We start from the raw sequence: 12,724 nt of genomic DNA on the forward strand, positions 1-12,724 counted from the left end.
GGTGGCTGTCTCAAGCGAGGAGGCGCATTCTACACCGGACAGGCAGAGAGTCAACAGGGACAGCACGAAAAAGTGAATAATTTATGAAAAACGGCGAATTCTTTAACCACGCGGCGCTATATAGCACTACTCAATAGCGCTGCTCGACTCACTTGCCGTTAGCGAAGCCCCTTAATAAGCGTAATAGCGATGCTGTTGATAAGCAGAACGGGCTTATGTAGGCTGATCGATCCCTAAAACCATAAAACCGCCTGACGGCGGTTTTATGCTTGCTTATGTTAGTGTCTAAATTGTCCAACCGCGTTGATTATTAGCTACTCACGTAACTCAAAGGCACGACAGTGCTCCATAGGATCACGGTGACCGCCAACAACCCGACTAACACACATAGTCCCACCGTCAGAATGGATGAAGCAAAGAAGAACGCCCTATCTTCAGGGATTTGCATTATTTCTGGAACACCAGTGAACAGCAGATAAACCGTATAAGCCACGGCCACCATGCCAACAATAACATTGAGCCACAACACAGGGTATAAGCCAACAATACCCGCCATGAACATGGGTGTCGCCGTGAAGGTTGCTAGTACCATGCATTCATCCAGACTAACCTTACCTCCATAGGTGCGTTCCATCCAATGGATAACATAGGCAATAAAGCCTACGCCAACCCACATCGCAACATAAAAAGCCACTGCCGCCATCAACGCACTTTGCATTGTCAGTTTAACGAAATCCCCTCCCGTGATACTCCAGCCCACTTGCGTTGTGCCGATAAACAGAGATAACGCCGGGATGGCGGCTAAAATGCTTATTTGTGCCAAGAAGCAGTGCATCATCGAGTATTGCTCTTTGCGAATATCTCGCCACTCATGCTTAGGGTCGTAGATTACACCCCACATATGCTGCAGAAACATAGGTCATTCCTCCTAGGCCAAGTTTTATTATCGGCCTCATTTTAGTGTTTGAGTAACCGTGCTCTCCTTAAGGTTCCGGTTTGATGTGTCACTAAAGTACTCATATGAGTACTTAAAATTGATTCGTTTTACTTAGTGTAGACTGATTATGTAATGATCAACCAATAACACGACAAATAACCACATAATATATTTCACGCTATACCAAAACATCGCCATCGGGGCGGCATGCTCTTTGGCCAAAAACACTCTCACCGCCCACTGCATAAATCTCAAATTTAATAACGTCACGCCAATCAAGTACACCAGCCCACTCATGCCCGTCATAAATGGAAACAATGTCGTCAACACCATTAATACCGTATAGAGCAAAATCTGCAGCCTAGTATATTGCTCGCCATGGGTTACCGGCAGCATAGGCACACCTGCACGAGCATAATCCTCTTTTTTATGCAGACACAAAGCCCAAAAATGCGGCGGCGTCCAAGCAAAAATAATTAACATCAGCAGCAAACTGTCAGGCTCAATCTGTCCTGTCACAGCGACCCAACCCAGTAGCGGAGGTGCGGCGCCGGCAATACCACCGATAACAATATTCAAGGGGGTCGCCCGCTTTAGTAGCATCGTATATATAAGCGCATAACCAATCAGAGCGCCCAATGTTAACCAAGCTGTTAATAAATTAGTCCCGATGATTAATACAGCGATACCCGAGAGAGACAAACATGATGCAAACAATAGCGCCCGAGTCTCGCTTATTTTTCCTTGCGGTAAAGGGCGACGCTGGGTTCTTGCCATCTTTGCGTCAATATTTTGATCCATAACATGATTGACTGCCGCCGCACCCGATGCCATCAGACCGATACCCAGTGTGGCACTGATAACAATAGTAAGCGGTGGAAAACTGCTCGAGGCCAAACACATACCCACCACGGCGGTCAATAACATCACCGCAACCACTCTGGGCTTACAAAGCTCTAGATAATCACGCCAGATAAGCGTTTCAACGATAACTCTTGGTTGACTATTATTCATAGCGTATCTCCTCTCGGTAACAGGATTTCAGCCAGAGTAAGCAGAGCAATAACGACACCGCGCCGACATGATGCAACCATGCCAGTAGCGTTGGTATGCCATAAATCACATTCGCGCCACCTAACCAGAGTTGTGCAATTAGCAACGCTAACAGCAAACTCGCAGGCCGCCGACTAGCTCGATGCTGTAAAGCCAATATGCCGACCAGTAATATAACGATGCTCACAACGACCGCACCGGCTCGATGCACCATCTGAATCGCCGCTCGGGCTGACTGAGAAAGTGTGCCGCCTTGATGATTTTGATCCGCCTCTAGGTTAAAACTAAAGCCTGTGGCAAAATCTAATTCTGTACTCTGCCCTGCAATACAGCTAAACCAATGGGTGCAGGCCCACCCCGCATAATTGGCACTGGTCCAACCGCCCAGCAATATCTGCACGAACAGAATCAGCACCGCCACACGCATCAGCCCGCGGTGAGAGCTCCGGTGAGAGCTCCGATGACCTGTGTTACTCATCGCTCGAATCTTACCTGCGAGTACAATCAGCAGCGTCAAGGTTAATAAGCCGCCCAGCAGATGCCCCAAGACAATTGGCGGCAGCAGCTTTAAAGTTACCGTCCACATACCAAACACGCCCTGCAAAACCACTAGCAACAATAAAATGAACGATAATCTAACGGGGTAACCTACCTGTCTACGACGCCGCCACGCCATAACTACCAATAACATCACCAATAATCCAAGTGTTGTTGCCATATAGCGATGCACCATTTCAATCCAACCTTTGACGGCATCAACTTCAACACCCACAAAGTTGTCTTGCGCCGCGTCAATATGCTGCTGAGAAATAGGCGCCGTTAGTTGACCAAAACAACCGGGCCAGTCCGGGCAACCTAACCCCGCATCCATGATACGGGTCCAGCCGCCCATAAAAATAACTAATACCGTCAGCACAATCGCCACATAGCAGATTAAAAGTGGGCGGTTAGTCTTCATCTCATCCCACCTTCGATATCCGCAATAAACGCTTTAGGTCTTTAATAATGGCTTGAGGAGGCAGCGATAAGCTGTAGCGAGTCACCATAAAACCGAGTGGATCTGCCAATAATAGACCTGCACCTAAGTCACGAGATTCAATTCGCTGCCAATGTAATCGATCACTATCTTTACCCAATGAGGTCTGCAAGCTAGGTAGCACCTCTTGCCAGCGACGACACTCATCAGCGCAATCTTTATCGACTAACAGAATTAACTGCCAGCTTCCCTCGATTGTCGCTCCCGACTCCACAACGAGCACATCATTAAGCTTCACGCCCGGAGAGTACAGTTCGCCTCTGGTAATCTGCTGCACGGGACGCCAGTCTGAATAATAAGCCAGTGATGCACCGATTAAGGGGATGAACGCCACCGCCCACACTAACCAAAAGACCGTTCGCGGATAACCTTTGCTATTCATAGCCTCTCCCGTCTTTGCTGCCAGATCAACCAACCACATCCAACCATTAACACCATGGCCAAACCAAACCATTGCACCGCATAACCTATATGCCGTTGCGGTGACATTCTTACCACCGGCCAGCCGACACTTAGCTGTGGTAACAACGGTTTATCAATACGCATAATGGCTGGATATAAGTTTGGATGTCGAGCACTTAACCTTGCCATATCCAACTGCTGAATCCTCACATGGCCAGCGTCTTGCCAATCATCCGAGTGAAGTTGAACCGCTGGCAGAGGCGTTATCAATCGGCCTACGATCTCCTGAGGTCCATCAGGTAATTCAATCGCCGGTAATTGATCTCGATACTGACTGCCTTTAATCCAGCCTAAATTAATCAACACGAGTGGCGTCTCCCTCTGCTCTGCTTTATCGATACGAAAGACAACCACTACCTCATACCCAACTTGCCCCTCTCGCGTTCTATTATCTAAAAGATAGATCACATCGGTTAGAAAGTAGCCCGCTAATTTCACCCCAACGGCTTCAGCATGATCGGGGTTAGGCAGCACCGTCAGATCAATATGGGCTCGATTCCACTGCTCGAGTAACTGCTGTTTTTCTTTCGCACGCTGCAACTGCCACCCACCTAGCCATAGCAATAATGCAATCAATAACAAGGCAAGAATAATCATTAACCACTTGCTAAGCGGTATGCGCTGAACTTTACTCAATAAGACCTTGCTCCACGTTACGTCTCGCTTGATTCAACCATGCAAGAGTATTGATTATGTTTAAGATCCTGATTGTTATTATTTTTATTCTCATCATTATTAGCCTCTTTACGGCTATGTATTTTTTGTTCAAAGATCAGAGTCGTTCTCAACGCACCTTGAAATCCTTGCTTTTACGCGTTGTCTTAGCGGCCTTGCTACTGCTGATGATTTCAATCGGCTTCTACAGTGGAGAGCTTTTACTGAGAACCCCTTTCCCAGTGAATGCCGCATCACATCAGATAGACAAACAGGAATAACCCTAGCCAAACAACATCAACAAAGTGCCAATACCATGTAACCGCCTCGAAGCCAAAATGGTTATCCGGGGAAAAATGTCCTCGTATGACGCGTAATAGAATCACCATTAACATCAGTGTACCGAGGGTGACATGCACGCCATGAAAACCCGTCAGAATAAAAAAAGTGGCACCATAGATACCAGCCTGCAGCGTTAAACCCAACGTTTGATACGCTTCAGCGTACTCCATTGTCTGAAAGACAATAAATACTGAGCCTAGAACGATAGTAAGCGCCAACCACAGAACGACTTGTGGACGGCGATTCTGCTTTAAGCGGTAATGCGCTAATGTGACCGTTACACTGGAACTTAGCAGTAACAGCGTATTAATAAGAGGCAGATGCAGTGGATCAATAACCCCCGAAGGACCAGGATAAGCGGCCATATCTGGAGTCTTCATCAACGGCCAAGAGGCTTCAAACCCCTGCCATAACATATTAGCTACGCCCTTTTCCCCTTCGCCGCCCAGCCAAGGAACCGATAAATTTCTGACATAAAAAAGCGCCCCAAAAAAAGCGGCGAAAAACATAATTTCTGAAAAGATAAACCAACTCATTCCCCAACGAAATGAGCGATCCATTTGAACTGAATAAAGCCCTCTGCGACTCTCATCGATCACATGACTGAACCAGCCAGTCATAATTAGCCCCATGCACAGTAGCCCTCCGATCAAGAGGCTTAATCCCAGCGCAGTATCCGATTTAGCGCTCAGCGCATTCATCAATGCTCCAGCGCCATATGCCATTAAAAAAAGCGCGATCGAAGCAAAAATTGGCCAGCGACTTTGCGCCGGCACATAATAAGTTTGATGACTCATAGGGCACTCCTTGTTGCTGAATTCACAACATCATTAGCCGGCCTAAGCTCAGGGGTGATATCAAACAAGGTATAGGAAAGTGTGATGGTTTGGATGTAGTCCGGCAACTCGTCATCCACCATAAACACCAGAGGCATCTCCTGCTCTTCACCTGCCCCCAATGGTTGCTGTTCAAAGCAGAAACAATTGACTTTATGCAGATATTTAGCCGCGGCAGATGGCGCCACACTGGGTATCGCCTGCGCGACCATAGGTCTATTGGTTGGATTAACAGCCATAAAGGCTGTCTGTGTCATTTCACCGGGATGAACCGATATTTCAGACCTTGCAGGACGTAACGTCCAAGGCATCGCCTCATTATTCACGGCAAGAAACTGTACTCGAACCTGACGCTGCTGATTAATTGGATACGCCTGCGTCAACGCTCCGGTATTCTGCAACTTGCCATTTAAGCCAGTAATATCGCAAAACACGTCATATAACGGCACCAATAGAAAACCAAAACCGAACATCAGCACCGTACTGACTAGCAGCTTAACGAGTAGAGAGCGATTGCGTTGTTGTCGTAGATTCATCATTCACCTCGATGGCCATCCTTATAGGGATGACTGAAAATCGGCGGTTCAATAAATGAGTGATATGGCGGCGGCGATGACAGCGTCCATTCAAGTCCATGACTACCTTCCCAAACCTCATTACTGGCTTTTTTACCGGAGCGAATACAACAAACAACATTATAAACAAACAGTAGTTGAGACAGACCAAACAGGAAGGCACCCAACGTCGCCACCATATTAAAGTCGGCAAATTGCAGAGCATAATCAGGAATTCTTCGCGGCATACCCGCCAAGCCAAGAAAATGCATGGGGAAAAAAGTGACATTAACGCCGATAAAAGAAAGCCAAAAGTGCAACTTGCCCATCGTTTCGTTGTACATATTCCCCGTCCATTTAGGCAGCCAATAATAGGCCGCAGCCATAATCGAGAACACGGAACCGGGTACCAGTACATAATGGAAATGCGCGACGACAAAATAGGTATCATGATATTGAAAATCCGCCGGCGCGATTGACAACATGAGTCCCGAAAAACCACCGATAGTGAACAGCACCACAAATGCCAACGCAAACAACATGGGTGTTTCAAAGGTCATCGAGCCACGAAACATCGTCGCCACCCAATTAAATATTTTCACTCCAGTCGGCACTGCTATTAGCATCGTGGTGTACATAAAAAACAGCTCACCAGCTAAAGGCATACCCACAGCAAACATATGGTGTGCCCAAACAATAAACGAGAGCAACGCAATTGAGGCGGTGGCATACACCATGGAGGTATAACCAAACAATCGTTTACGAGCAAAAGTAGGGATGATTTCTGACACCACCCCGAAGGCGGGCAAGATCATGATATAGACCTCAGGATGCCCAAAGAACCAAAACACATGCTGAAATAACACCGGATCGCCACCGCCGGCGGCATCGAAGAAGCTCGTACCAAAATGAATATCCATTAACATCATGGTCACCACGCCCGCCAATACTGGCATGACGGCGATCAATAAAAAAGCCGTAATCAGCCAGGTCCAGACGAATAACGGCATATCCATCAATTTCATGCCGGGGGTACGCATATTAAGAATGGTCGCAATCACATTGATCGCACCCATAATGGAGCTGATACCCATCATATGCACAGCGAAAATAAAAAAGGTCACGCTAGGCGGGGCATAAGTCGTCGACAGCGGGGCGTAAAAAGTCCAACCAAAATTAGGTCCGCCCCCCTCCATCAACAATGTTGATAGCATCATCGCGAAGGCAAACGGTAAGATCCAAAAGCTCCAATTATTCATCCGCGGCAAGGCCATATCCGGCGCGCCAATCATGATTGGAATTAACCAATTCGCTAAGCCGACAAAAGCAGGCATCACCGCACCAAACACCATAATCAAGCCGTGTGAGGTGGTCATCTGATTAAAGAACTCTGGCCTTATCAGCTGTAAACCCGGTTGAAACAGTTCAGCCCGAATCGTTAACGCCATGCAACCGCCAACAAAGAACATGGTCAGACTAAATAACAGATAAAGTGTACCGATATCTTTATGATTGGTGGTAAAAAGCCAGCGAGTAAGCCCCTTTGCTGGGCCATGATGTCCCGCACTGTGAACCACCTGTTCTACGTTACCCATCAGCCTACTCCTTCAACAATGCATTGATTTGTTGAACTGTCACGCTACCGCCCTGATTACCCCAAGCATTACGCTCGTAGGTGATAACCGATGCCAAGTCCACCACACTCAACTGTTCGCCAAATGCCTGCATTGCAGTGCCGGATCGCCCAAACAGAACCACATTGATGTGTTCAGCCGCATCGCCTGTCATCAGTTTGCTACCCACTAACCCGGGAAAAACACCCGGAATGCCCTGCCCTTCAGGCTGATGACAAGCGGCACAGCGGGCTTTGTAAACCTGCTCTCCCTGCGCCATTAACTCTGCCTGACTCATCTGACGCTGAGCCGACTGCTGCTCTGCAACTTTCAAGTTAGCCTGTTCGGCAAGCCATAACTGATAATCTGCTGGCGATTTAACCTCAACCACAATCGGCATAAAGCCATGATCTCGACCACACAATTCAGCACACTGCCCCCGATAAATGCCCGGCTCATCCACCAATGTCCAAGATTCATTGATGAATCCCGGAATTGCATCCTTTTTCACCGCTAACGCAGGCACCCACCAAGAGTGAATCACATCGTTTGATGTCAGCAGAAAACGCACCTTTTTACCCGCCGGAATGACTAATGGTTTATCCACTTCCAATAAATAATGTTCGCTTTTGGCTTGCTGATTATTAATCTGCTCTTGAGGGGTCGTCAGTGAACTAAAAAAGTCGATATCTTGATTAAGATATTTATAGCGCCACTTCCATTGATAACCGGTAATCTGAATATCAAGATCGGCGTTATTCTTGTCATACATCTGAATAAGCGTGGTACTGGCAGGGACGGCCATCGACACCAAAATGACCACCGGAATGATGGTCCAGATAATTTCGACCCAAGTACTTTCATGGAAGTGCGCCGCTTTAGCGCCGCGGGATTTACGATGCCAAATGATCGACCAAAACATAATGCCGAACACCACCACCGCGATGGCGACACAAATGTAAAAGATGATCATATGCAGGTCATAGACAGAGCGACTGATATCCGTCGCCCCTTCAATCAAATTAACCTGCCACTCTGCTGACACTAACGGCACATAACATACACTCGTCAACAGCAGCACTCTGTCGATACGTATCATTCCTAAGCCTCCTTGCCGTCGAGTATTCAACAGCAATAAACCAAGCCTATCAATGATCCCTGTTATGCGATTCCGTTATCCGAGTTGATCACTTGGTTATCAGCCAGTATAGCAGTAGATTTGAAAGTGCAAGAAAAAAGCCCCTCTGTCAGAGTATCTGCAACGCCCCCGATATCGCATTCAAATTCATCAAAAATCAATATTTAGAACATAACTTATCGATACAGTATCGAGACCCTAGCACACCACTGCTTAGCGAACTAACCACATAGCTATTCAAAGATGATGCTAAAAAGCGGTACTTAAGAGCCGATCAACCGCGCATATCCAGACGATAAGATTCAACGGCATCGTTTGAGAAACAACCGACACCTCAGTAAAACCATCAACAGAACGGTAAATATGAGTTGCGGTGAGCAGTCAGAACGAATCTGTCAGATGAAATACAGCAGCGCCAACAAACTGGCGGGATAAATGAGATAACGCAGCGCTTCCCTAACCGCCGCTGCATTCCTTGAGTCGATGTTATCGCTAGCGGTAATATCATCAACAACGCTAGCCAACCCACTATAATATAGGGACGTTTAGTGAACCCCATACAGGCAGCGCAGTCATCGATAACGCTGCTTGCATTAAACGACGTCGATTTCGATAAATAGGTTCAGGCGTCATCTCAGAGGGTTGAATCGATTGACCGTGATTACGCTTATATCTATTCGAAGCAACCCTCTGCTAGCCTACAAGCATCTAACTACTGAGTGTCTTACGCTTACGTAATAACCAAAGCACTGGACCCGATAATGAATAACCGAGTAGCAGTAACCAAAGAAAAATAGACGGACTGATTGATATCACACCGATCGTCAGCACGATCACCAACAGAATCATGAACGGGATTTTTCCTTTTGGATCCACATCTTTGAAACTATAGTAAAGCACATTGCTGACCATCAGCACGCCCATCAAAGCCACATAGATCGCAATCGGATAAATCATGTTACTCACATCAATATCAAATTCGACACAAGCCCACACTAAACCGGCAATCGCTGCCGCGGCTGCAGGGCTTGGCAGACCAATAAAGTAACGTTTATCGACAGAGCCAATCTGAGTATTAAAACGCGCCAGACGCAACGCGGCCCCAGCAACATAGATAAAGGCGCAGAACCAACCAAACTTACCCGCACCACTCAAGGCCCAACTAAAGCTGACCAAGGCAGGCGCGACACCAAAAGAGACCATATCGGCCAACGAATCATATTCGGCACCAAAGGCACTCTGCGTATTCGTCAAACGCGCAACACGACCATCCAGACCATCCAGCACCATCGCCACAAAAATCGCGATTGCCGCATTATCAAACACGCCATTCATGCCCGCGACAACGGCATAAAAGCCACAAAAGAGTGCGCCTGTCGTGAACAGGTTAGGCAGTAAATATATCCCTCGGCTGCGAGGTTTTGGGTCGGTCGATTCTTGATTTAATTGATCGGATTGTTCTGATTCATTTCCCTGTGGGCTGTTCATAGAGCTGTTTACACCAATGGATTCACAAAATGTGCTGTTATTCTACTTTTCCGCATAACGGAAAGCTATCGCTAGCCAGTCGCTTTACGTATTTGCATCAAACATAACAGCGATGAGTGTGGCCTTTATTCTTACAAACGAAACGCATCGACATGCCTTGTTGCTGAGGCAGACGGGTTACTTAAATCCGGGCAAAAAGAAGGGTCGAGCAACCCGCTTCTCCGTTAACTTTCGAGTGATGGCTCGCTTTAATGGCGCAAAATTATTCGCTACCCGTAATGTGGCTTTACGAGCAGCTTTGGCGACAACATGATCATTGGTAAACAATCCCACCACGATATTAGTGCCCATATAAAGCGGTCGAGTCAGCCGCATATGGCGGCGCTGATATCGCTGTAGAACACGATTAGAACCGATATCCATCCCTCGACTGAGCGCTTCTTTAATCTCTTTTGTTAAGCTTTCCTGACTTCTCAAACCTAAATTAAATCCATGAGCCGTCACCGGATGCATACCAACGGCTGCATCGCCAATCAGCGCAAATCGTTGACTGACAAACTGATTCGCATGAGTGGCCACCAGCGGATAAAGATGACGATCGCCATACAGTTTCATGCTACCCAACTGCCCCTGCAAACGCTGTTCAATATCCGCGGCGAAAGCCTCAGCACTCATATTGAATACCTTCTCGGCGTCCTTACTCGAAACCGTGACAACAATCGATGACAGGTTACCCGTCATCGGGAGAATGGCCACGGTGCGACCATAATGAAAACACTCAAATGCCGTTTGATGATGTGACTCGGTGTGCTCCATACGACACACAATAGCCGTACGAGAGAAATCTTTGATACTGACAGGCAAGCCCATTTGACGCCGCGTGCCTGAAAAACGACTGTCCGCTGAGACCAGTAGATCACATTCCAAACGCTCTCCGTTAGTCAACTGCACCCAAGCATGATGCGCATCACTACCGACCTCTGCAACGGTGGTGTCTGTTAACAGCTCGACATTCGCGAGTCCTGCTACAACCTCATAATAAGCTTTACGAATTTTATCGTTGGGGACCAAATAACCCAGCGCATCGAGATCGGTATTCTCATTATTGAAGTCCAGCGTATAACGCGAGTTCCCATCCAGTACTTTCGCCGCACAAATAGGTGATACATCGTTTACCGCTAGCTGCTGCCAAGCCCCCGCCGCTTTCATGGAGGCTAAGGAAAAATGCGTTAATGCGATTTCACGACCATCTTCCGGCGGGCTCTGCAACACACTGAGAGACGCACGATCCACGACTAATACATTTAATGAAGTCTCGCCCAGTGATCGAGCAAAACTCAAGCCTGCGGGGCCCGCGCCAATAATAATGATGTCATACTTCATGCAAAACCTCTGAGCGCTGATGCGCCATAGCCATTGGAATATGGCGTTCAACGTTACTCCCAAAGCAGACGAATTTCCCTAATCCAGATCAAGCTCATTTAATAAATCACGGCGACCATCCTAATGTAAAAAATGCTGCCATACTCTACGGGCATAAGTTCTACGAACAGAAATGCTACGGAGATAAAAACTGATTGCAGAAACCGCTCTATATGCAAAAATACATTTCATATATTGCAATACATAAGCTGATCTCATTTATGGATACCCGCTCGCTTAAATTTTTTATCCGTCTGTGTGATACGCTGCACTTCGGCCGTGCCAGTGAGGCTTGTCATATCAGCCCTTCGGCCTTAACTCGCAGCATCAAGCAGATGGAAGAGACGCTCGGCGTACAACTATTTGAGCGCGATAATCGCTCAGTCAAGTTAACCCGCGAAGGCGAGAGGTTTCAGGAATATGCGCGAGAAGCCTTAATACAATGGGATGTAATACGTCGTTCTCTGCTCGAGGAAGCACAAGAGTTACAAGGCGAAATCAGTGTGTATTGTTCGGTCACCGCAAGCTATAGCTTTCTCTACGATATGCTCAATAATTTTCGCCGACAACACCCCAAAATCGAAATCAAATTGCATACAGGTGACCCCGAAAGCGCCATTCAGCGGGTGATCAGTGGTACTGACGATATCACCATCGCCGCTCGTACTGATACACTTCCGAGCAATCTATCGTTTAAACATATGGCGCTCTCACCACTGGTCTTTATTGCTCCGCAGCAAGATCCTTTACTCGACTCAATGCTTAAAGAGCCGATTGATTGGTCAGCGGTACCGATGATTTTATCTGAAGAAGGCGTTTCACGAAAAAGAGTTGATCAGTGGTTTAAAACACGCGGTACTAAAGCAAAAATCTATGCACAAGTGGCCGGCAATGAAGCGATTGTGAGTATGGTCAGCCTAGGCTTCGGCGTGGCTGTTGTCCCCAAAATCGTATTGGAAAACAGTCCGCTGGCGTCTAGAGTCCGCATCCTACCCATCAAGCCAGAATTGAAAGCCTATGATGTAGGACTGATTACGCTCAAGAAGAAACTTCAGAGTCCGTTAATCTCAGCTTTTTGGTCTCAGGTCCGTTGATGCTCAACCGATGCAGACGATCAAAGCCCTCTTAAACGCACTCACTACTCAGGTTATTCACTCACAAACGTTGCTTCGCTCAGTACGACAACGGA

Annotated in this window: 13 protein-coding genes; 2 read left to right on the forward strand and 11 right to left on the reverse strand. The window is 47.2% G+C overall.

Translation table 11 applies throughout. From position 1 onward, the window contains the following. Positions 1-310: 310 nt before the first annotated feature. From Q4488_RS10760 to Q4488_RS10780, 5 genes are all read right to left on the reverse strand, one after another. The gene (locus tag Q4488_RS10760) at positions 311-916 is read right to left on the reverse strand and encodes a Yip1 family protein (protein ID WP_303580473.1); all 606 of its coding nucleotides are present in this window, start codon (positions 914-916) and stop codon (positions 311-313) included. Positions 917-1,048: 132 nt separating this feature from the next. Continuing rightward, the gene (cyoE, locus tag Q4488_RS10765; RefSeq protein ID WP_303580475.1) at positions 1,049-1,951 is read right to left on the reverse strand and encodes a heme o synthase; all 903 of its coding nucleotides are present in this window, start codon (positions 1,949-1,951) and stop codon (positions 1,049-1,051) included. After that, the gene (locus tag Q4488_RS10770) at positions 1,944-2,948 is read right to left on the reverse strand and encodes a heme A synthase (protein ID WP_303580476.1); all 1,005 of its coding nucleotides are present in this window, start codon (positions 2,946-2,948) and stop codon (positions 1,944-1,946) included. Before Q4488_RS10770 ends, cyoE begins: the two co-directional genes overlap by 8 nt. A gap of 1 nt (position 2,949) precedes the next feature. Next, positions 2,950-3,408, reverse strand: a complete 459-nt coding sequence (locus tag Q4488_RS10775; protein WP_303580477.1) for a hypothetical protein — start codon at positions 3,406-3,408, stop codon at positions 2,950-2,952. Next, positions 3,405-4,124: an SURF1 family protein gene (locus tag Q4488_RS10780; protein WP_303580478.1), complete on the reverse strand. Its 720-nt coding sequence runs from the start codon at positions 4,122-4,124 to the stop codon at positions 3,405-3,407. Before Q4488_RS10780 ends, Q4488_RS10775 begins: the two co-directional genes overlap by 4 nt. A gap of 56 nt (positions 4,125-4,180) precedes the next feature. Between Q4488_RS10780 and Q4488_RS10785 the strand changes: the two genes are divergently transcribed. After that, positions 4,181-4,423 (forward strand): twin transmembrane helix small protein, encoded by a 243-nt coding sequence (locus Q4488_RS10785; RefSeq protein ID WP_303580479.1) that lies wholly within the window; start codon positions 4,181-4,183, stop codon positions 4,421-4,423. On the opposite strand, the gene Q4488_RS10790 is transcribed toward Q4488_RS10785, so the two are convergent. From Q4488_RS10790 to ubiM, 6 genes are all read right to left on the reverse strand, one after another. Continuing rightward, positions 4,397-5,281 carry a cytochrome c oxidase subunit 3 gene (locus Q4488_RS10790; protein WP_303580480.1) on the reverse strand — a complete coding sequence of 295 codons (885 nt, stop codon included), beginning with the start codon at positions 5,279-5,281 and terminating at the stop codon, positions 4,397-4,399. The two genes, Q4488_RS10785 and Q4488_RS10790, sit on opposite strands and share 27 nt — an antisense overlap. Next, on the reverse strand, positions 5,278-5,859 hold the full coding sequence (locus Q4488_RS10795) for a cytochrome c oxidase assembly protein (RefSeq protein ID WP_303580481.1): 582 nt from the start codon (positions 5,857-5,859) through the stop codon (positions 5,278-5,280). Before Q4488_RS10795 ends, Q4488_RS10790 begins: the two co-directional genes overlap by 4 nt. Further along, on the reverse strand, positions 5,856-7,469 hold the full coding sequence (gene ctaD / locus Q4488_RS10800; protein ID WP_303580482.1) for a cytochrome c oxidase subunit I: 1,614 nt from the start codon (positions 7,467-7,469) through the stop codon (positions 5,856-5,858). The genes Q4488_RS10795 and ctaD overlap by 4 nt, the downstream gene beginning before the upstream one ends. Positions 7,470-7,473: 4 nt before the next feature. Further along, complete coding sequence (gene coxB, locus Q4488_RS10805) at positions 7,474-8,586, reverse strand: cytochrome c oxidase subunit II (protein ID WP_303580483.1); 1,113 nt, start codon at positions 8,584-8,586, stop codon at positions 7,474-7,476. Positions 8,587-9,333: 747 nt separating this feature from the next. After that, entirely contained in the window at positions 9,334-10,113 is a 780-nt protein-coding gene (pssA, locus tag Q4488_RS10810; RefSeq protein ID WP_303580484.1) for a CDP-diacylglycerol--serine O-phosphatidyltransferase, read from the reverse strand. A 177-nt stretch (positions 10,114-10,290) separates the two neighbouring features. After that, on the reverse strand, positions 10,291-11,496 hold the full coding sequence (gene ubiM / locus Q4488_RS10815) for a 5-demethoxyubiquinol-8 5-hydroxylase UbiM (protein ID WP_303580485.1): 1,206 nt from the start codon (positions 11,494-11,496) through the stop codon (positions 10,291-10,293). 260 nt (positions 11,497-11,756) lie between these two features. Between ubiM and ilvY the strand changes: the two genes are divergently transcribed. Continuing rightward, complete coding sequence (gene ilvY, locus Q4488_RS10820; RefSeq protein ID WP_303580553.1) at positions 11,757-12,629, forward strand: HTH-type transcriptional activator IlvY; 873 nt, start codon at positions 11,757-11,759, stop codon at positions 12,627-12,629. Positions 12,630-12,724 lie beyond the last annotated feature (95 nt).

This window comes from Amphritea sp. 1_MG-2023 (assembly GCF_030547545.1).
Lineage (GTDB): Bacteria > Pseudomonadota > Gammaproteobacteria > Pseudomonadales > Balneatricaceae > Amphritea.

Bases quoted from the DNA above. Each gene is read 5' to 3' on its own strand.
- Q4488_RS10760 (WP_303580473.1), bottom strand. From the start codon at position 916: ATGTTTCTGCAGCATATGTGGGGTGTAATCTACGACCCTAAGCATGAG.
- cyoE (WP_303580475.1), bottom strand. From the start codon at position 1,951: ATGAATAATAGTCAACCAAGAGTTATCGTTGAAACGCTTATCTGGCGT.
- Q4488_RS10770 (WP_303580476.1), bottom strand. From the start codon at position 2,948: ATGAAGACTAACCGCCCACTTTTAATCTGCTATGTGGCGATTGTGCTG.
- Q4488_RS10775 (WP_303580477.1), bottom strand. From the start codon at position 3,408: ATGAATAGCAAAGGTTATCCGCGAACGGTCTTTTGGTTAGTGTGGGCG.
- Q4488_RS10785 (WP_303580479.1), top strand. From the start codon at position 4,181: ATGTTTAAGATCCTGATTGTTATTATTTTTATTCTCATCATTATTAGC.
- Q4488_RS10790 (WP_303580480.1), bottom strand. From the start codon at position 5,281: ATGAGTCATCAAACTTATTATGTGCCGGCGCAAAGTCGCTGGCCAATT.
- Q4488_RS10795 (WP_303580481.1), bottom strand. From the start codon at position 5,859: ATGATGAATCTACGACAACAACGCAATCGCTCTCTACTCGTTAAGCTG.
- ctaD (WP_303580482.1), bottom strand. From the start codon at position 7,469: ATGGGTAACGTAGAACAGGTGGTTCACAGTGCGGGACATCATGGCCCA.
- coxB (WP_303580483.1), bottom strand. From the start codon at position 8,586: ATGATACGTATCGACAGAGTGCTGCTGTTGACGAGTGTATGTTATGTG.
- pssA (WP_303580484.1), bottom strand. From the start codon at position 10,113: ATGAACAGCCCACAGGGAAATGAATCAGAACAATCCGATCAATTAAAT.
- ubiM (WP_303580485.1), bottom strand. From the start codon at position 11,496: ATGAAGTATGACATCATTATTATTGGCGCGGGCCCCGCAGGCTTGAGT.
- ilvY (WP_303580553.1), top strand. From the start codon at position 11,757: ATGGATACCCGCTCGCTTAAATTTTTTATCCGTCTGTGTGATACGCTG.